Below are 20,291 nucleotides of genomic sequence, written 5' to 3'. Positions count from 1 at the left end.
AGTATTAATATTTTAGGTAATAAAGACTCTAGCTAAACAAAAAGGGCTTAAGATTAATCTTAAGCCCTTTTCCATTTTAATGTCTCTCGCTTAAAGCAGCTTCAAGCATCTTACGCAGATAAAATAACTCTAGAAATGGTTAACGTAAATTGAGTTCAGGAACGCTTTGTCCGCGTTTACTATAAAACTCATTTACAAACTCATCAAACTTATCTTGTTCAATCGCGTCTCTGATACCTTGCATCAAACGCTGATAGTAACGCAGGTTATGAATAGTCGCTAGCTGCGCCCCTAGCATCTCTTTACATTTATTTAGATGTGATAAGTAAGCACGGCTAAAGTTTTGGCAGGTATAGCAGTCACATTCAGGGTCTAATGGCCCTTCATCAGTGCGATACTGGCTATTACGTATGCGTATAATGCCGGCATTCTCAGCGTCACCGGTGACAAAGTAATGACCATTACGGGCGTTGCGAGTCGGCATCACGCAGTCAAACATATCGACGCCGCGGCGTACCCCTTCAACGAGGTCTTCAGGCTTACCAACGCCCATCAAATAGCGCGGCTTGTCAGCGGGCATATCGTCGGCGATATAATCTAGGACGTCTATCATCTCTTCTTTTGGTTCGCCAACCGACAAACCGCCGATGGCATAACCATCAAAGCCAATCTCAAGCAGACCTTCGAGTGATTGCTGACGCAAATCGGCATACATACTGCCTTGGATAATGCCAAATAAGGCATTGGTGCTGCCAAGCTTCTTATGCTCATCGACACAGCGCTGGCCCCAGCGTAGTGACAACTCTAAAGATTTTTTGGCTTCTTCATGAGTGGCAGGATAGGGCGTGCACTCATCGAACTGCATCACGATGTCTGAGTTTAAGCTATATTGAATTTGCATCGATTTTTCTGGCGATAAAAATACTTTTGCGCCATCGATAGGCGATTTAAAAGTCACGCCTTCTTCGGTGATTTTACGCATGGCCCCAAGACTGAATACTTGGAAACCACCCGAATCGGTAAGGATTGGCTTATCCCAATGCATGAATTTATGCAGACCACCAAATTTATCAATGATATCAGTGCCCGGACGCAGCCATAAATGGAAAGTATTGCCCAAGATAATATCGGCGCCAATCGCTTCGATATCCCGTGGCAGCATGCCTTTTACGGTACCATAAGTACCCACTGGCATAAAAGCAGGCGTTTGCACATCGCCATGATTGAGATGAACCGTACCACGGCGTGCGCGCGTGATACCGCTGGCCGTTTTGTGTAAAACAAATTGCATAAGATAACCGCTATTTAAGCTATGAAAATGGCGCTAATTATAACATTGTTAAGCATTTTTTTGGACATGGATATTTAAGCGGCTGACAATTGGTTTAGAGAAGGAGAGCGTTTATAAAATAGCCTAAGCATGCTAACAATTAAACGGGACATTAATCGCTTATTAATTGGCATGCTATAACCGAAAAATACAGACATACTTGCCAAGTCATTGCTAAAGTAGAAGAGTGGCTACTATAAATCAAATAAATGTTAAGGTCTAAATGTATATAGCGGAGAGATAATATGGCTAAAACACGCTATTTGTCATCGATTCGCTTGCTATTGAATAATGACTTATCAAATAAAGCCCTATTAGATGGACTGTTTTTAACGAGCGCATTATTACTATCAGGAGCAGCTATGGCAACCGAAGAGCCAAAATATACTGTACTAAAACAGACTGAAGACTTTGAGCTGCGTCGTTACGATGAGCAGTTAGTGGCACAGACTTGGGTAACGGGCGACCAAGATGCCGCCAGCCGTGCAGGATTTAAGATTCTAGCAGATTATATCTTTGGCAATAATAGCGCCGCAAATGGCGAGAGTCGTAAAATTAGTATGACTGCGCCAGTAACAATGCAATCTGAAACTAAAAAAGGGAGCGGTAAGTCACAGAAAATTGCCATGACTGCGCCAGTCAGCATTCAACAAACTAAAGATAAATGGCGCGTGCAATTTACCATGCCAAGCCGATATACGCTGCAAACGCTGCCAAAACCTAATAATCCGAATATCGAAATTGTAGAAGTTCCAGCGCAAACTTATGGCGTTATTAAATTTTCAGGATTGGCGGGTACTGAAAAAGTCGCGGCGAAAACTAAAGAGCTACAATCTTGGATGCAAGCGCAAAATTTAACCATCACAGGTAAGCCTGAGCTGGCGCGTTATAACCCACCTTGGACGCTGCCATTTATGCGCCGCAATGAAATAATGATTGCTTATCAGCCTAAATGATTCATTATTAAAAAAATAACGCCAAAAATGATGCTAAAAAAAGACAGCAAGCGCTGTCTTTTTTATTGGCGATTAAATAAGATTAGCTGTTTTGCTCACGGATGATATTCAGCATACGGCGTAATGGCTCTGCTGCGCCCCATAATAGCTGGTCGCCGACAGTGAACGCACCCAAATATTCAGGGCCCATATTGAGCTTGCGTAGGCGTCCTAGCGCCACTGTTAAAGTGCCAGTTACTGCTACCGGTGTTAAGCGATTTATAGCAGCTTCTTTGGTATCTTCAACCACATCTAACCACTGATTATCGCTATTTTTCAATGCCGCTTCGATTTCTTCTAGCGGGATGTCTTTTTTAAGTTTAATCGTTAAGCCTTGAGCGTGACAACGCATGGCGCCAACGCGGACACACATACCGTCAATGGCAATTTTATCGGCTTCAGAATTGCCAAGGATTTTATTGGTTTCAACGCCACCTTTCCATTCTTCGCGCGATTGTTTGTTTTCTAACTGCGAATCGATATAAGGAATCAAACTGCCTGCTAGTGGTACGCCAAAGTATTGCTTTGGAAAGTCGTCTGAGCGCTGTGTCTGAGCGATTTTTTTATCAATCTCAAGGATGGCGCTGGCAGGGTCGGCAAGCTCGTCTTTAACAGCGTCATGGAGTACGCCCATACCTTCGATTAGCTCGCGCATGTTGTTGGCGCCAGAGCCACTCGCTGCTTGATAAGTCATGGCGCTGACCCATTCAACCCAGCCTTTATTAAACAGCTCACCGATTGCCATCAGCATCAGTGACACGGTACAGTTACCACCGATGAAGTCTTTTTTGCCATTTGCCAGTGCTTTATCAATCACACTGCGGTTAACAGGATCAAGAATGATGATGCTGTCGTCTTCCATACGTAAGGTGCTTGCTGCATCAATCCAGTAGCCAGTCCAACCGCTATCACGTAGGGGCTGATGTACCTTTGAGGTATAATCGCCGCCTTGGCAGGTGATAATTACGTCACAGGCAGCAAGTGCTTCAATATCATGAGCATCTTTTAGTTTGCTGGTCTTGATACCGTCAAAGCTTGGGGCGTCGCCGCCAGCGTTACTGGTCGAAAAAAACACTGGTGTGATACCATCGAAGTCTTTTTCTTCACGCATACGCTCTATCAATACTGACCCGACCATACCGCGCCAGCCTACCAAGCCTACTGTTAAATTACTCATAAAACTCAATCCTTTTCACCATAAATTGTTGCACTGCCAACCGATAACAATGCCGTGAATAGCAGCAAAAAGCAAGGTTTTTTAGAGAATATACCGCATTTTTTAGATATGACTTATTCACTTTTCTACTTATCAATGCTACTACCCATAAAGCCTGCTATTTATTAAGCTTGCTGATTATTTATCGTGTCAACTTCTCTTAAATTCAAGCCCCTCTAAATAAGGCTTAAATTGTAATTTTTTATAGCCGCTAACGTCTAATGAATGTTCAATAGTAGGCGCAGGCGTGATGAGGTGCTAAAGTAAGCAGGCTATTTATCTTGTGACAAAGGTTTAGAGTTTAGCCGCTCAATCATTTTTAGCTTAAATAAATTTAGCCCAAACAATTATTATATAAAGAATATTCACTATTATTGGCTTTGCCATTCATTTAATAAACGGTCGACACACATTATGGATCTCTCCCTCTTATATTATGGCGCTCAGTGGTTGGCAGGATTCATCGCCTTTGTCACTATTTGGGGCTTGTTGCCTCTTGATAATTGGTGGGTGCGAGGTGTTGAGTTTCCCCGTATTCAAATTATGTTCCTCGGGCTCGCCGCTTGGCTTGGCATGGTTATATTTTGGTCGGACTGGCAGTTTGGTCAGTGGCTGTTATTTATCGTTTTAAGTAGCGCGCTCGCCTTTCAATTGCGTATGGTGTTGCCCTATACCATACTTTGGAAAAAAGAAGTGCTCACTGCCAAGGATATGCCAAATGGACATGCGCACCAGCTTAAAATCATGGTTTCAAACGTATTGACGCCCAATGATGAGACGCAAAAACTGGTTGAACTGGTAAAAGATAAGCGCCCCGATATTTTAATTACTTTAGAGACTGATAAAAAATGGGAGAAAGCCCTTAATCAAATAGAAGCAAATTATCCTTATACTGTCAAAGTGCCTTTGGATAATCTATACGGTATGCATCTGTATTCTAAGCTTGAGCTCATAGACCCTGAAGTTAAGTATTTGATGATTGATGATATTCCATCTATCCATACGCAGCTACGTTTGCAGGGTGGACAAGTGATTTGGCTCTATTGTTTGCACCCGATGCCGCCCAGTCCGACAGAGGCAGATAAGTCTACGACCCGCGATGCTGAGCTGCTGATGGTTGGAAAACATATCAAAGAAAATAAGCAAACGGCGATATTGGCAGGAGATTTAAACGATGTCGCTTGGTCAAAGACTACCCGCCGCTTTCAACGTATCTCAGGCTTGCTAGATCCTCGTATCGGGCGCCATTTTATCAATACCTTTCATGTTAAATATCCGTTTTTACGTTGGGCGTTAGATCATATTTTCCATAGTGCCTGCTTCACCTTAGTCGATATTCAGCGCATGCCGTCTATCGGCTCCGACCATTTTCCGGTGCTGACAACGCTACAATACGAGCCCGAAAAAGTCAGCACCCAAGAAACTAATGCGCCAACTGAGAAGGCAGAAGATGTCAAAGAGGCAAAAAATACCATTGAAGCGGGTAAGGAAGAGGGCTGTAAAGTATCAAAAGAACATGCAGAGGCTGAAAAGGAAAGTGATTGCTAAAAAGGTTTTATCATCTGTATAAAACCCTCGCCACAAACAATGGCGACGTAAGCAAATGCTTACGCTAAATAAGGTCTTTAGCCTCTAGTCGTTCCGCGTCAATTCACCTAGAATACAACCATCAACACAAGGATACGTAAGGATGCAGTGTTGAGGCAGTAACAATAAAAGCACAGGTCAGCCCGCTGTCTTATAGGTTACTGTTTATGACTTAGGACGAGTCAACACGGAAGAGATAATAACAACAATATGAAACGCCATAGCCCTGAACCCAACGCCCTAGGTTCGGGGCTTTTCTTTGTGCATTATTTTTATTTGAAAAATATTTTCGACCGTTAATAAAAGCGTTAATGAATGTATAGTTAAAATATCCTAAAAACGCGACGGTATTGCTGATATCAATTTTTTGTAGCCTCTGTCTGCGCAGGCACAGCTAGCAAGAAAAATTGATATCAGCAGTGCGTGATGTAACAATATTACTTTTCACTCACTATAGAGCTCTAAGCTAAAGCTTATCCCATCATTTATGGAGTTTTTAATAAATGACTTAAATTAAAAAAGGGTATATGCATTGGCACATACCCTTTTTTAAAATGTTTTCGATATTATTAAATACTAATTAGCCGAGTATCTGAATATAAGCGCCGGCTTGTAGTTCTTGTAGCCAGTCTTCTTTGGCTTGCGGAGCAAGGCGCTGATATAGCGCTTGACGTGCCATATTGCGACGGTATTCATCGCTGACATCTTGCTCGCGTTTGCCTTCAACTTTTAGAATGTGCCAGCCAAATTGCGTTTTGAATGGTGCAGAGTAATCACCGACGGCGGTATTCTTCATCGTTGTTTCAAACGGACCAATCATTTGCTCTTCACCAACCCAATCCAAATCGCCACCGCGTCCTGCTGAACCGGGATCATCTGAATAAGTTGAGGCTAGGCTCGCAAAGTCGGCTCCTTTACGTAATTGCTCGTAGAGGTCATTGATTTTTTGCTCAGCCAAAGCATCGGTTTGTAGCTCATCGACTTTGACTAAAATGTGACGCGTATGCCACTGCGGCACTAGCATGGTATCACTGGATTTTTTATCAGCCAGTTTGATGATATCAATACCTTCTGGGGTCACTAACGGCGCACTGACGGCGCCAACTTCAAGTTTGGTGATTTCGCTAGCAAGCTCGGTTGGTAGTGCAGCCGCTTTATGAAAGCCCATATCGCCCCCTTGCAGCTGAATAGGGTAGCTGCCTTGACTTGCGGTAATGGCTTCTGTGACATCGACATTTGGCGCTTGCAGTCGTGTGCGTAGACGCTGCGCGACTTTTAATGCTTCTTCACGCTGGGCGTCCGACAGACGGCTGTAATCGTCCATATAGGGGATACGTACGTGAATAGTTTGATATTCGCTTTGACTCAAACGCTTGGCTTCAGGAGAGGCCAAAAAGGCATCGATATCTTGTTCGCTGATGCGCACGCGGCTTGCGATTTGGCGCTGCTGCAAGGCTTGAATCGCGGCATCTTCAATCAATTGCGCGCGTAGGGTAGCATAACTGCCTGGTTTTGCGGCGTCCAAACGTTGTTGTAACTCGCCAAGGCTGCTGAGTCCTTCTGCTTGGGCGATTTGAGCCAGCCGCTGATTGATGGCAGCTTCATCAGGATTGAGACCAACTCGTTTGACCATCGAGAGTTGTAATTCACGCATAATGAGGGCGTTTAGTACTTCAGACTGTAGCTGGGCTGAATTGGGAATGGGTTCACCAGCCGCCTGCGCTCGTGCTTGGGTTTGCGCCATAGCAGCGATCAGATCGCTTTTTAAGATAGCGTTTTCATTGACTAAGGCAATGATACCGTCCGTACTATTGGCGGGTGTCAAACGTGCGGCGCTATTTTTCTGAGTGCCAGCATCAACGTTTGCAGCTGAAGTTTTTGCAGGCTTAACGGTGGCTGCTTGCGCACTTAGGCTCAGAGCAATAGCGCCCGTCATACCCATAGAAAGCAATACAACTCGGCTTGTCTGACGTAAAGAAAAAAATCTCATGATGCTCCTCATCAATGTCATTGCATCGGATGGTAATCGGTTAAGCCCTAGCCGTTACTCTTCATTTAAGTAGCGGCTAAGGCTGTTTATAATAGGGTGTAAACACTGCTATATGCTGTTATAGCACAAATGTTACTTGATACATAAACCATCAATCATACGTGAGTCTAAGGATATAGACGACGTTTTATTCATCTTTCCAGGCGCTTTGAACCGGCTCAAAGCCCAACACTTTATCAGAAAGTAAGCGTGTTAAGCGGCTGCTACCGCTACCAAGACCGTTGAGTCTGATTTCTGCCATAATCGCTTGTGTAGGTTTGTCTTTGATGTTTAAGTCATTATAGTAACGACGACCATAAACTGCAAAACCAAAACAGCAATCCTCATAATCAACACCGACTAACGAGTCGAGCATCTTATCACGATTATAATCGTATTGACCTTGCGCCAATACGCGCCAGTTATTATTAATTGGGAAAACCGCTGATGCGGTAAACGCCGATAAAGGTAACTGGTCGGTGTTTTCATCGCGCATACGCTTCACAAAGCCGACGTTAAATAAACTGTTGTCAGATGGCTGATAACGCAGCTCAGTGGTGATATAGTTTAAATCATAGCTATGAGTAAGCGCGCCGCTTACATCGACCCAGACGTTATTATAAGGCTGGGTACTGGTATCCCACACCAATCCTGAGGAAGAATTCGTCAGCACAGGTTTTTGGCCTTCAAGGGTCACGCGCCCATCATCGATATAAAACTGCTCTGCGATACTACCATCAAAACGTGTCACACCCGTTGCATCGATGTAACGATAATTAATACCGGGTGTAAAGGCATGCAAATCTTGCAAGCGGTCATGACCTAAAAACCAGCTGTCCGAAAACAGTTGCTCGTAGTTGATAGAGGCAATACGGGTATTAAAGTTAGGAATATCGTTTTGGTCTTTATAGGGCGAGTAGGTATATTTTAAGCGCGGACTGAGCAAGCGATAACCGCCTAAAGTATCGTCAAAGGCGCCAAAGGGTGAGCCCGCTTGAGAAAAGTGCAGGCCAGCATCGACACTGACTTGAGGCACAAATACCGATTGGTTGCCGTCATCTTTGCTCAAATCATTGTCCGCCAAGCTGTCTTCATCATAAGAAGTATATAAATGCTGTAAGCTAAGTTTAGGTTTGATATAGCCCCAAGATTTTTCCATCGGATAAACGGCGCTTAATTTATTATAAAAACGCGTGCCACTTTTTTCATTTTCAGAGCCATCATCGATGGATTTTTTAAAATAAGCCGAGTCACTTACGCCTGTGATATCAAAGCTTTTTGCCCATGGTAGACGATAGTCAAGTTTAAGCTGTGGCAAGCGCGAGTACGGCTTGTCTTTATCTTGTAATGGCTGTCCATTATTGTTAAATGCATCGAGCGTTTGGAAAGTCTCGACTTTTAATTCACCATTGACATAATCGTTATAATAATTCACCCGCGCACGGCGTGGTAGGTTTAAGGTATTGTCTGACAAACCCAAGGTATCGAAGTCATTGAGATAATCGGCATCTGACACATAGCTATATTTTGCGTCGCCACTTAAGCGTGGAATACTGGTAGATGACCAGTAATGATCGTAAAAAAAGCTGCTGCGATCTTCGCCGTCATATTTTTTATCGTTGGGCAAATAAGAGCCGTTAAAAATCCCTTCGCCGTACTCCTCAGTTAGATAACGAAACTCACCGGAGAGCATGGGGTTACGGTTGGTATAAACGCGAGTATTAAGGGTGGCGTCGTAGTATGGCGCTAAATTAAAATAATAAGGTACGTCAACTTCAAGTCCGCTTTCACTACCGACACTCGCGCTCGGTAATAAAAAGCCGCTGCTGCGTCTATTGTCTATAGGGAAATTAAAATAGGGTAAATAAAATACCGGTACATCAGCAATTTTAAACGTTGTGTTGTAAGCTTCGCCGCGGCCTGTTTCGGTATCTAAATCGATGCTTTTAGCATCAAACTGCCATTTACGGTTGGTCGGCGGGCAGGTGCTAAACATCACTTCATCAAGCTCATACTGCGTCTCGTTAGGGCGGTTTAAGCGCTTGGCATAGCCGTGCGCTTGCAGCTCTACGCTAGCAAAAGCCACGTCCTTAGCTGTTGATTGTCCGGTTTCAGTATTGTAGTTTAAGCTGTCGGCGACACCGATAAGACCGCCAGTGGAGGCTTTATCAGTGAGGCTGGATTTACCGTTTTGACCATTAATATTTTGTCCGTTGCCGTTTTGAAATCCGTTATTTTGCACACGGCTAGCTGGGGCTGAACCAGCAGCGTTTTTGTTTTGCCCAGTCGCTTGGTCGGTAAACATCACTTTACCCTGTGCGGCCGCCACATTGTTGTTCAAATCGAGTACGATTTTTTCCGCTTCGATATGCTGCGTACCTTGGTCAACGATGACATTACCAGAAAGCTCGGCGTAGTCGACATTGTCGTAATAGCCATAATCCGACTCTGCAAACAGTGGCGCTTGATTATTAGGAATGCCGTTTAAGTTGGGCGCTGGCTGGCCGTTAGGTGCGCCCGTTTCATTGATCGCACGTTGGTAATTAGGATTTTTCTTAGGATAAACCCATTGACCTTCACAGCGCTGGGCGCTATCGACGCTATTTGGTAGCAGTTTTAAGTCGTTGCCTACAGGTTCAATGGTTTGCGCGGCAAAAGAGTTTTGAGTATCGCTGTCATTGCTATCTGCTACGTCATCATTGCTATTATTATGTAACGTAGCGGGATCTGTATCAGGCGTTAATTCATAAAATTCTGCTAAACGTATCAGGCTGTCTTGAATACTTTCGTCATTGACATCAATGCTGCGCTTATTGGATTTGGCTGTGTTGCTGTTATTATTATTGACGGGCGCAGTGGTATTGTTTGTTTTAGTAGCGTTGTTGACGGCATTATTATTAATATCAATACTGTCACTGCTGTCATTAATTGCCGTTATATTTACGTTGTCACTGGTAAATACGTCATCAGTGTTGAAAACAGGCGCAGTTGCTAATTGACTGTTTAACGCTTTATTATTAGCATCAGCAGCGCCATTTTGGGTTTGATTGCCCTTTTCAGTAGAGAGGGTAGACATGGCGGCGTCACTACTATTTTCAGTGATTAGTGGCTCAGTCGTCTGTGCATCAACATTGTTATCGACAGGATTAAGAGCCGCACTGACCGTCAAGCTGGTTAAGCCCAAGGCGCCAAATAAAATCAAACGGATGCTTTGGTAAAGCGGAGAATATAACAAGGGCACACCTATGATTGTAGAGCCTATTGGATTGCGATCGTTAAATGACAGGCTGTATTTTAACGGTATTTAACGACGAATAAACCTGTCATTAAGACGATAATCTCGAAAATCGGAACGTTTTACATATAATGACGACTAATCATAGTCAAAAAAAACCAAATCAGCTACACTATTTACCAAAATTTATAATATAGCGGATGATACAGACCTTTTTACGGCGGCATAGCCAGTAGAGTTTGTCTGCTTAAAGCGGCTGCATTGGTTAGGCGCACGCTCATTATTTTAACAACTATTTGCCCCACATATCACTTATTTATGACTGATATTTAATTTGCGATGCTTTTTATGACGGATAAAACCATGACAGTACCTAGCGTGACTGGTACGCGCCAGCAGCAGTTAGAGCAATGGCTGCAAGACGTGTTTGCCAATCAAAAATTTATTCTTGATAGTCTGCCGGGCGATGCCAGCGCGCGCCAATATCACCGTATTCAATTACTTGATAATGATGCTGTCGAAACAGGGCGCTATATTGTCATGGATTCAGCCGATGAACAAGACGCGTTGCAGCAGTTTATCAATGTCGCAAAACTGATGGCGCCAGCAATCAATGTCCCGACACTCGTCGCTCAAGACATGGCAAAAGGCTTTTTGGTATTGCAAGATTTTGGTACGGTAGAATTTGCTCATCTGCTGGTTGATGCGCCAGCCGCTCAGGTGAATGATTACTATCAATTAGCGCTGCGCACTTTGGTTGCTTTGCAAGCAGTGCCAGTGGCGACCGCAAAGACGGATCATCAATTACCAGATTATGATGCTGCCCTACTAAACCGTGAGATGGATTTGTTTAGCGAGTGGTTTATTCCTTATATTGGTATAGAGCTTGCGCAAACGCTTTGGGAAAATCTTAAAACAGCTTTAATCGCTGAGATTTTGGCGCAGCCGCAGGTCATCGTCCATCGTGATTATCACAGTCGCAACCTTATGCAAGACCAAGCAGATCATACGCGCTTGGGCGTGATTGATTTTCAAGATGCGGTGATAGGCGCGTATAGCTATGATTTGGTGTCTTTAGTACGCGATGCTTATGTAGAATGGCCAGAGACTCAGGTATCAAGCTGGATACAGGACTGCTGGCAATTGAAAAAACAGGCAGGGCTTGCGACAGCTGATAATGCAGCGCAGTTTGAAAATGATGTCAATGTCATGGGCGTGCAACGGCATTTAAAAGTGCTGGGTATTTTTATCCGCCTGTTTGAGCGTGATGGCAAAAGCCGCTATTTGGCCGATATTCCAAAAGTCATGCGTGACCTGATTTTTGAGCTAGAATGGCTGGCAGAACACGGTAATTCCAATATGCAGCAAGCGGTTACTCCTTTTAATGAATGGCTGCGAGAGTCTATCTTGCCTGCTTATCAACATAAATTTGTGCAACAGTATATCTAAACAGCATGAGCAAAATAAAAGCGATGACAGTATTCATCGCTTTTACTTTGTTTAAAACAGTCAATAATGAATAATAGGCAATCATACAGCCAACAACAAGGAGCGTGTATGTCGGTAATAACGCAAGCGATGATTTTGGCGGCTGGCAAGGGTACGCGCCTGCGTCCGCTCACACTCGAGACGCCAAAGCCTTTGGTGGAAGTAGGCGGGCAGCCACTTATTGTCTGGCATATCAAGGCGCTACAAGCTGCTGGTATTACTGATATCACTATCAATGCTTCATGGCTTGCAGACAAGCTGATGCAGACATTGGGTGATGGTGCAGAGTATGGCGTGACGCTGCATTGGTCGGATGAAGGTGATGAGCCGCTTGAGACCGCTGGTGGCATTTTTAACGCGCTGCAAAACCATAAGCTGCGCGATGAGCCTTTTATCTTAGTCAACTCTGATATTTGGACGACCTATGATTTTGCGCCGTTGCGAGATTACCCGTTAGGCGCTGACCAACGAGCCCACTTATTATTGATTGACAATCCTGACCATAATAATGGCGGCGACTTTGCTATCAATAACGGCTTGGCAAGCGAGCAGCCGATTGCCGATGCGGACAAATATACCTTTGCTGGCATCAGTGTCATCTCACCAAGACTGGTTGATGGGCTGGTAACAGGACAACCGGCAGCCCTTGCGCCCTTGTTAAAACAAGCAATGCTAAAGTTCCAAATTACCGCTGAGGTGATTAAAGACAATTGGATAGACGTCGGTACGCCCGAGCGCTTAACACAAATTAATGACTATATAGAAAATAGTGGTGTCGATAATCATCGCGGCGCATAAACGGTTTTACGACAGTCAAAGTTAAAGCAAAAAAGCAGCGCTGAATATTTACTATTCAGCGCTGCTTTTTTATGGCGCTAGGTTTTGATAAAAGAGATTTTATACACCCATTGCCAATTTTATTAATCGGGCAATGGTAAAAACAACCAAAAAACCCGCCAAATATAAGCCTATAAACCAAGCCCATTGCGACTGTTTTTTACTGAGTTTTTTCATCACTATCTCCAAACTGCCTTTTAACTCCAAGCTATTTTCTAACTTCAAACTACCTTTCTAATCTAAGCCATTTTTTAATAATCAGTCATCACATATTCATGAGCGGATTAAGCTAAGCGCGGCTACTATCCTTACTAGATAGATAATAGCCGCAGCTTATTTAATACATGTGCTCGTGGTCGGTTTTACCTTTAAAAGTATAATACGCGAAAGCCGTGTAGCTTAAGATAATAGGTAACATAATACCGGCGCCGATGAGCATAAAGGAGAGCGAAGTATCAGCCGCTGCTGCTTCATAAATTGTCATTTGATACGGTACGATATATGGGAATATCGCTATACAAACCCCGATATAACCCATCAAAAATAACGCAACGGTCAATAAAAATGGACGATACTCGCGCTCAGTGGTTAAATCTTTACGCATAAAGAAGAATAAGAGCAAGACGATAATTGGCATCGGCGCTAGATATAACAGCCCTGGTAAACTAAACCAGCCTTCCAGCGCTTCGATATCTGAAAAATACATAAATATCGTCACCGCAATCATCGCGACGATTAAGGCGGTGAGCAGCCAACCTGATACTTTGCGTGCCCAGACTTGCAGCGTATGTTCGGTTTTGATAATCAGCCAAGTAGAGCCCAGTAGCGCATAACCAATCAATAGCGCAAAACCGCACATGATAGAAAAGGGCGAGAACCAATCAAAAGGGCCGCCTGTATACAGACGATTGCTGGCCTCTAAGCCTTGAACCAGCGCCCCAAGCATAATACCTTGGGCAAACGTCGCAACGACAGAGCCGATAAAAAAGAAACCATCCCAAACGTAGCGATGGGCGGTGGCTTTAAAACGGAATTCAAATGCCACGCCACGCATAATTAAGCCAAACAGCATAAAGATAACTGGCAGATAAAGACCGCTCATAATGATGCCGTAAGCGACAGGGAAGGCGGCGAATAAACCACCGCCGCCCAGTACCAGCCAAGTCTCGTTACCATCCCAAAAAGGCGCGATAGAGTTCATCATGCGGCTACGGTTTTTATCAGAGCCTGCAAACGGAAATAGAATGCCGCAGCCCAAATCAAAACCATCCAGTAAGACGTAAATAAAGACCGATAACGCAATCAAGCCGCCCCAGATTAAGGGTAAATCTAATACATCACCATAGTTAAACATTAGCGTAACCCTCCATCATCGACGTCGTCAGCAGGTTCGTCCGAACCTTCTTCAGGCCCTTTGGTTTTATCAGCAGCGCGTTTATCACCGCTTAGCGTGCGACCTTGGGCTTCGGTGACAGAGTGATCATAGAAATGATCATCCGACGGATCCTCGTACGGTTTGGGTCCTTGTGCGATGAGGCGCAAAATATAAAAGCTGCCCGCGCCAAATACAAAGGCATATAGCACAATAAAGCCAATCAAGGTTGTTGCCACTTGCTGCGCTGCGATAGGTGACATACTCTCAGCAGTACGAATAACCCCATATATTGTATAAGGTTGACGACCTGTTTCGGTCACAAACCAGCCGGCAAGTAACGCTATAAAGCCAAGCGGCGTCATCATCATCCACGCACGGTGGAAGAGCTTACTCTCAGGATCGAACTGCTGCTTTTTAAAGTACTTATAAAGACTAAATAAACCGATGAGCACCATTAACATACCAATACCAACCATGATACGAAATGCCCAAAATACAATCATAACGGGCGGCTGATCTTCTGGTGCCCAATTTTTAAGACCTTTGACTTCGCCATCTAGTGAATGGGTGAGAATCAAACCGGAGACATAAGGAATGCTAAGCTCATAGTTATTGGTTTGGTTCTTTTGGTCCGGTATGGCAAATAGCCGCAATGCCGCACCGCGCTCATCTTCCCAAATCCCTTCCATCGCTGCGACTTTAGCTGGCTGATGCTCAAGAGTGTTTAAGCCATGCTCATCACCGATGAGGACCTGCGCTGGCGCCACAAATATCGCCATAATCATCGCCATGCCGAGCATGACTCGACCATGCTGCCGATGCTCAACGTGCTTTTTAGACTGTAAATAATAAGCGCCAATACCGCCAACCACAAAGGCGGTGGTTAAAAAGGCTGCCGTCATCATATGGGCATAGCGATAAGGAAACGAAGGATTAAAGATAATTTCAATCCAGTTGGTGGGGTATAACAGACCATCAGCGCCCAGCATAAAACCTTGCGGCGTTTGCATAAAGCTGTTGGCGGCCAAAATCCAAAATCCTGAAATCATCGTACCAATGGCAACGATAGCGGTGGAGGCAAAATGCATGCGTTTGCTCACCCGTCCCCAACCAAAGAGCATAATCCCTAAGAAGGACGCTTCTAAGAAAAACGCCGTTAAGACTTCAAACGCCAATAATGGGCCTAAGATATTACCAGCTCTGTCGGAGAACACGGCCCAGTTAGTTCCGAACTGATAGGACATGACCACACCCGATACCACGCCCAGTCCGAAGACGACGGCGAAAATCTTGACCCAATGTTTGTATACTTCAACATAAATGGGCTCGCCAGTTCTCAGCCAGCGAAATTCAAGCACGGTCAACCAGCTGGCAAGACCGATAGAAAAAGCGGGGAAGATAATATGCCAGGAAATAACGAAGGCAAACTGAATGCGCGCGAGCATCAACGCATCCATTTGATCAATCATAAATGTAGCGAACATAAACGGTTACCCTTATCTGTTAGCTGAATAGCGTTGGCTTCCATGATACGCGCAAGTAACTGTCCGTAACCGTCCATCAATCAGGGCGCTTATTATTACGGGCAATCGCTAAATATTAGTTAGCGGCAAATGTAATTAAGATAAAAATTTAACTAAAATAGCGTTCATTACCCTTATGTTTTATTCATTACCGTAGGGTAAGACTCAAAAACTTTAGGGCTGACTATTTAGCCAAAGTAAATAATTCATATCCTTATAAACTATTAAATATTCATCAAATGATCGTTTTATTCATATTAAACGTTTTAGTATTATGCTCTTCACCTTACGCACACGCAAGTTGCACAAGTGTGCTATTACACACCTATGCGTTCATAAACCACTTACAATATTAGCCAATAATCTTTGAAATAATAGTCATTGTTTAACTATTGTTATCAATAGATACCAAACAGTAATATAAAAAAACAAATTTTAATAATAAGAATTCAAAGCTTTTTATATAGGTGAAATTTAGTTTGTATCTTGCTGCTGTAATTGTTGATGCAAAATACGGCGTAAGGTCAAAATGGTTTGCGGGTTTTCTTGGATGCTATGACCGCCGTTAATAACCGTTTCTGACGCTGCACCATCGAGGTGAGCGCTGGTGTAGGGCACTATACCATCTGACAGCTGCTCGGTGAGTGCTTGCCCAATCTCGCCATCGACTGTCACGGCGGCGACCAGCGGTTGACCTGGCAACTCATCACTATCCGTTAACAGCGCATTGCTGTCATCAACGTCGATAACGTCCTCTGCATGGTCATTTTCTGTTATCTCTTCGGACAAGTCGAGCTTTGCTCCAGCAGGCTGCATTTCTGCCAAACCTCGGGTGATATCGGCATCGTTATTGGCGATGATTGAATGATAGGTGATACGGTCGTTGATACGGATGTCTTTGGTTAATTGAATAAAAGACGATTTGTCACTTAATTGACTGGCGCCATTTTGTAAATATAGCGCGCCGAGCGGGTTTTGGGCCAAATCGCCTTGGATAGCCAAGGCTGCTAAGTTATCGGTCACCGTTTTTACCAAACCAACGGGCAGATACACGATGCGGCGTAGCGCGCGCGTAAACCAGCGGTCGGCATAATCGGTACCGCGAAACGGCGACGATAAAAATACCGCCGTATCTACTTGTGGTAAAGTTTTAAGCTCAAAGCGCTCTTTTAGCTGCTCTTTGCCCGCAGACTGCTTGATCGCCTCACGTATTTGACGTTTCTCATTCATCGACAGCGCATTCTGGTCGTCAAGTCGGTCCAAATCATCGAGCAAGTTTTCGTCAGACAGCATCATACGCGCAATGATGCCACCCATACTATGGCTGATAATGACGCTGTTTTTACTGGCGATATTTTGCCCCGTAGGGTCGGTTTTCTCATAAGCGGTATTGATGAGCTTTTGGATTTGATAGCGATTTTCTAAAATAGGCAAGTTGGTCGGATAAAAAATCTGCCAAACTTGATAGTTATTACGCAGTTTGTCATCATTAAAAATATCGTTGGTTAAATTGACCCACGTCGCTGGGCTTGAGGCCAAACCGTGCAGCATGATGATGACGCGCTTATCAGCATCATAAGGTTCGAGCATAAAGAGCTTGGGTAAACTGGTTTCTTTTTTACGGGTAATCAGGTTTAGATAACCGACGCCATCGAGCTGGTTTTCTGCCAACCATAAGCCGTAACCTGCTGAAAAGTTTGCCGCCAGTGGATAATCGTCACCTAAGATATTGGCGCTCTCGCTGCGGTAAGGGTTGTATAAATGAATATCAAGCTGTTTGCTGCTCAGGGTATCAAGCACGCTATTGCCCATCGGCTTAATCAGCCCGGTCATCAGTAAATGTCCGGTCGGATAAATACGCGTACTGGCATCATCACTGTCCAAGCTATCCTTTGAGCGCTCTTTCGAGCTTTCGTTTATATCGTGGGCTGTTCGACGAGGGCTTTCTTGATGCAGTCTGCCCGTCCTATCTGCTAACGACGAGATTAGTAATTGACGAATGGTAGTGGTATAGCGGTCGTCCAATGAAGCTACCAAGCTGATACCCAGACCTGGGCGCTTACTAATAGAATTTAGTCCAGAGAGGCGTAGCTCATAGGTCGAGACCAAATCGGTTAGGGCAGCGGTTTGTTGGTTGGCATTTTTGAGGTAGTTATTTTCGTTGGGCAAATAGACATTGAGATTGTAGTCGTCTATGTGCATTTTCATGACTTTAATTTGGTCAGTTGGTTGTCCCTTGACAGCCGTAAGATTGGCAATTACTGCTTGCTCGCTGCTAGTGGCAGTACTTGCGGACGTTGGCAAGTATTCTACCTTGGTATTACCCATCATTTTACCGCCACCATCAGCCGTTTGATAGAGCTGGGTAATCACATCGTTACTGGCGGCGTTATAGATGTCTTGGGTTTGGATATCCATCTCACTTGGAATACGACTTTGCGCGTGTGAGCGTCTGGTTTCTTTATCCGCACCTTCAAAATCATGCTCTAAGCTGTCATAAAATAAATAGGTATAACTGGTTTTAATGGCATCAAATAAACGTTCTTGATAGCCAATCAAGCAGCTATCGGTTCTTTTTTGCTGTGCCTTGGCATCAGTGTCGCTTAAAGGCGCGTTGGCATAATAAGGGTCAATTGGCGGGCGGGCGAGGGCATTGCGGCAGTCTTTAGATTCGCCAAGCTGGCGCGCTTTGGCGTAGTGTAATTCAGCAAATACTGCCAAAGCTGGGCGGTAATGTTCATTTAGCATGCTGTCGGTAAGCTGCGTTAGGCAGAGGTTAAACTGCTGCATACACGCTTGCTCATTAAGCCCGGCTGACAATAGGACTGAGGCGGTATCGCTACTCAGTTTGTTATCGGTGACAATATTGCCGCGCTGGGCGGCGATGGTCTTTGCTGAGGGCTGTTTATTGACGGAGACGGTGCTACAGGCAGGCAATATTGCCATGGCGGCGACCACTGCGAGTAGAGCAAAAGGCGTCTTGTTTTTATGCTTATACTTATACTTATACTTATACTTATACTTATGCTCTAGCGACGGCATATCGTTGGCAGGGTCAGCAAATATCATAGGTCATTCCAGTAATATGTATCAGCAACGCATCATAAATAAGTGATAAATGTCACATTTATATAGCAGCATGAGTGTAACGTAAGTCGAGCTATTCGACTATTGTATTTGTTATCTTATAGTCAGCTATCTTATATTCATATAGCATGAAATACTATCGAAAAGATGGATAGGCAATGCTTAACAAAACCCACTTAGATATTTCTAAATTAAGCACAAAAAAGCGCGCTCACATTATTAATCATAATTGCAGCGCGCTTTTTACAGCTCTTTAGAAATCGGTGTGAGCTATCATTTTACCAAATAGCTAACACTTTACGTTTCTATCACAAAGAATTAAGTGCTTGGTTTGATATTAATATCTGGGGCAGGGATATCCCAAATATAGAATTTACCGTCCTCGATCAGCTTAATTTGTTGACGAATAATAGCGTTGTCAGGGTTTTGTTGCGCCAAGCGGCGTAAACGCTCTAGTGCCTTATCACGGCGATCACTTAACAAGTCAGATTGCGCAAGACTCTGCTCAGCTTCGGTATAACCAAGAGTGACGGCTTTATCAAGATATTTTTGACCTTCTTTAAAACCGCCACCTTCTGAGAGCATCATGCCATAGATAAAGTTGGCCTCGCCGCTATTTGGTTTCAGTTTGATGGCGCGATCAATATATTGTCCGCCACGTACCGTGTATTCTGAGCCTAAATCTAAGTTGCGTCCCATGCCATTGAGTTTGGCGGCGCGAACTAAGACATCGTACGAGGCATTTGGTGCTTTGGCATACGGCTCAATCCATTCAGTCAAGACTTTGATTTTTTCGCGGGCGTTGTGGCGCTGGGTGCGGTTCGGGAAGTTTGGTGGATAATGGCGCGCATTTGGTGAGACTTCTTTAATGAAGTCATCGAGTAAGCTGACGTCCAGTTTATCAGTGCCAAGTCCTTGCTGCTGCGGTATGAGCACGGTAGGGACAAAGCTGATATCTGAAATATTCACTTGCGGGGTTGGGATATTTGGCAGCTGACCACTGCGTAAATCAATCCCCGTCGCAGGGATAGGACCACGCTCATAAACGCGCGTCGTACCGGTCAACTCGGACGTGTCTGGTGTTGGTACGGCTGGTGGTTGGGCAGCATTTTGCGCAGTATTTAAAGGCGCACGGTTTGGTTGGACAATAGCCTGCTGGACATTGCCTTGCTGCGTATTAGGGGCTTGATTATTAGCTGATTGCGCTATGTTAGTTGGTTGGACGGTATTCTGCTCAACATTGTTTTGAGCGCCAGTCTCAACTCCAACATTGGCTTGGGCATCAGCTTGCGCCGTGCTGATCGTTGCATTTGGCTTGGCTAGGCGAATGATACGTTTACTAGAATCGATAGCGCTAGGTACGGCTGTGCTACTCGTAGCGGACGCTGCGGCGGTATTCGCTTCTTCAGCTGCATTTGCCGGCGCTGATAGCAGCATGGCACAAGCGGCAGCGAGTGCCGTTAGGGTCGCAAGCCTAGGCGCTTTACTAGAGTGGGGCGCTTTACTAGAGTGCGATGCTTTATTAGAAATAGGGGTTTGGCTGATGGCTTTCATAAAAATAATTACCTTTTAATCGTTGTCGTTTATCA

At 44.5% G+C, this 20,291-nt stretch carries 12 protein-coding genes; 4 read left to right on the top strand and 8 right to left on the bottom strand.

Annotation, left to right across the window (positions count from 1 at the left end; translation table 11 throughout):
* Positions 1-139: 139 nt before the first annotated feature.
* A complete protein-coding gene (gene tgt, locus JMX70_RS09885) occupies positions 140-1,291 on the bottom strand; it encodes a tRNA guanosine(34) transglycosylase Tgt (protein ID WP_102076366.1) in 1,152 nt (383 codons plus the stop codon).
* A gap of 284 nt (positions 1,292-1,575) precedes the next feature.
* Between tgt and JMX70_RS09880 the strand changes: the two genes are divergently transcribed.
* On the top strand, positions 1,576-2,286 hold the full coding sequence (locus JMX70_RS09880) for an SOUL family heme-binding protein (protein WP_201591705.1): 711 nt from the start codon (positions 1,576-1,578) through the stop codon (positions 2,284-2,286).
* A gap of 82 nt (positions 2,287-2,368) precedes the next feature.
* Here the strand turns inward: JMX70_RS09880 and asd are convergent, their stop codons facing one another.
* On the bottom strand, positions 2,369-3,502 hold the full coding sequence (asd, locus tag JMX70_RS09875; protein WP_201591702.1) for an aspartate-semialdehyde dehydrogenase: 1,134 nt from the start codon (positions 3,500-3,502) through the stop codon (positions 2,369-2,371).
* A gap of 453 nt (positions 3,503-3,955) precedes the next feature.
* Between asd and JMX70_RS09870 the strand changes: the two genes are divergently transcribed.
* On the top strand, positions 3,956-5,089 hold the full coding sequence (locus JMX70_RS09870) for an endonuclease/exonuclease/phosphatase family protein (RefSeq protein ID WP_201591699.1): 1,134 nt from the start codon (positions 3,956-3,958) through the stop codon (positions 5,087-5,089).
* Positions 5,090-5,708: 619 nt separating this feature from the next.
* On the opposite strand, the gene JMX70_RS09865 is transcribed toward JMX70_RS09870, so the two are convergent.
* Together JMX70_RS09865 and JMX70_RS09860 are read right to left on the bottom strand one after the other, a co-directional pair.
* Positions 5,709-7,118, bottom strand: a complete 1,410-nt coding sequence (locus JMX70_RS09865; RefSeq protein ID WP_201591696.1) for a peptidylprolyl isomerase — start codon at positions 7,116-7,118, stop codon at positions 5,709-5,711.
* A 187-nt stretch (positions 7,119-7,305) separates the two neighbouring features.
* Complete coding sequence (locus tag JMX70_RS09860) at positions 7,306-10,392, bottom strand: LPS-assembly protein LptD (RefSeq protein WP_201591693.1); 3,087 nt, start codon at positions 10,390-10,392, stop codon at positions 7,306-7,308.
* Positions 10,393-10,731: 339 nt separating this feature from the next.
* Here JMX70_RS09860 and JMX70_RS09855 point away from each other — a divergent pair, with 339 nt between their 5' ends.
* Together JMX70_RS09855 and murU are read left to right on the top strand one after the other, a co-directional pair.
* Positions 10,732-11,841 (top strand): aminoglycoside phosphotransferase family protein, encoded by a 1,110-nt coding sequence (locus JMX70_RS09855; protein ID WP_201591690.1) that lies wholly within the window; start codon positions 10,732-10,734, stop codon positions 11,839-11,841.
* A gap of 108 nt (positions 11,842-11,949) precedes the next feature.
* On the top strand, positions 11,950-12,678 hold the full coding sequence (gene murU / locus JMX70_RS09850) for an N-acetylmuramate alpha-1-phosphate uridylyltransferase MurU (RefSeq protein ID WP_201591687.1): 729 nt from the start codon (positions 11,950-11,952) through the stop codon (positions 12,676-12,678).
* A gap of 376 nt (positions 12,679-13,054) precedes the next feature.
* Here the strand turns inward: murU and cydB are convergent, their stop codons facing one another.
* The 4 genes from cydB to JMX70_RS09830 form a co-directional block, all read right to left on the bottom strand.
* Complete coding sequence (cydB, locus tag JMX70_RS09845; RefSeq protein ID WP_144296532.1) at positions 13,055-14,071, bottom strand: cytochrome d ubiquinol oxidase subunit II; 1,017 nt, start codon at positions 14,069-14,071, stop codon at positions 13,055-13,057.
* Positions 14,071-15,576: a cytochrome ubiquinol oxidase subunit I gene (locus tag JMX70_RS09840; protein ID WP_144296531.1), complete on the bottom strand. Its 1,506-nt coding sequence runs from the start codon at positions 15,574-15,576 to the stop codon at positions 14,071-14,073. Before JMX70_RS09840 ends, cydB begins: the two co-directional genes overlap by 1 nt.
* A 513-nt stretch (positions 15,577-16,089) precedes the next feature.
* The gene (locus JMX70_RS09835; RefSeq protein WP_201591684.1) at positions 16,090-18,684 is read right to left on the bottom strand and encodes an esterase/lipase family protein; all 2,595 of its coding nucleotides are present in this window, start codon (positions 18,682-18,684) and stop codon (positions 16,090-16,092) included.
* A 336-nt stretch (positions 18,685-19,020) separates the two neighbouring features.
* Complete coding sequence (locus JMX70_RS09830) at positions 19,021-20,256, bottom strand: tetratricopeptide repeat protein (protein ID WP_201591681.1); 1,236 nt, start codon at positions 20,254-20,256, stop codon at positions 19,021-19,023.
* Positions 20,257-20,291 lie beyond the last annotated feature (35 nt).

Source organism: Psychrobacter pulmonis (assembly GCF_904846465.1).
In the GTDB taxonomy this organism is placed as follows: Bacteria; Pseudomonadota; Gammaproteobacteria; order Pseudomonadales; family Moraxellaceae; genus Psychrobacter; species Psychrobacter faecalis.
Note: the sequence above shows the minus strand (reverse complement) of the source record. Positions and strands in the feature narration are given on the sequence as shown.

Excerpts from the sequence above, each read along its gene's own strand:
- asd (WP_201591702.1), bottom strand. The coding sequence starts at position 3,502 with ATGAGTAATTTAACAGTAGGCTTGGTAGGCTGGCGCGGTATGGTCGGG.
- tgt (WP_102076366.1), bottom strand. The coding sequence starts at position 1,291 with ATGCAATTTGTTTTACACAAAACGGCCAGCGGTATCACGCGCGCACGC.
- JMX70_RS09855 (WP_201591690.1), top strand. The coding sequence starts at position 10,732 with ATGCTTTTTATGACGGATAAAACCATGACAGTACCTAGCGTGACTGGT.
- JMX70_RS09830 (WP_201591681.1), bottom strand. The coding sequence starts at position 20,256 with ATGAAAGCCATCAGCCAAACCCCTATTTCTAATAAAGCATCGCACTCT.
- JMX70_RS09865 (WP_201591696.1), bottom strand. The coding sequence starts at position 7,118 with ATGAGATTTTTTTCTTTACGTCAGACAAGCCGAGTTGTATTGCTTTCT.
- cydB (WP_144296532.1), bottom strand. The coding sequence starts at position 14,071 with ATGTTTAACTATGGTGATGTATTAGATTTACCCTTAATCTGGGGCGGC.
- murU (WP_201591687.1), top strand. The coding sequence starts at position 11,950 with ATGTCGGTAATAACGCAAGCGATGATTTTGGCGGCTGGCAAGGGTACG.
- JMX70_RS09880 (WP_201591705.1), top strand. The coding sequence starts at position 1,576 with ATGGCTAAAACACGCTATTTGTCATCGATTCGCTTGCTATTGAATAAT.
- JMX70_RS09840 (WP_144296531.1), bottom strand. The coding sequence starts at position 15,576 with ATGTTCGCTACATTTATGATTGATCAAATGGATGCGTTGATGCTCGCG.
- JMX70_RS09835 (WP_201591684.1), bottom strand. The coding sequence starts at position 18,684 with ATGATATTTGCTGACCCTGCCAACGATATGCCGTCGCTAGAGCATAAG.
- JMX70_RS09870 (WP_201591699.1), top strand. The coding sequence starts at position 3,956 with ATGGATCTCTCCCTCTTATATTATGGCGCTCAGTGGTTGGCAGGATTC.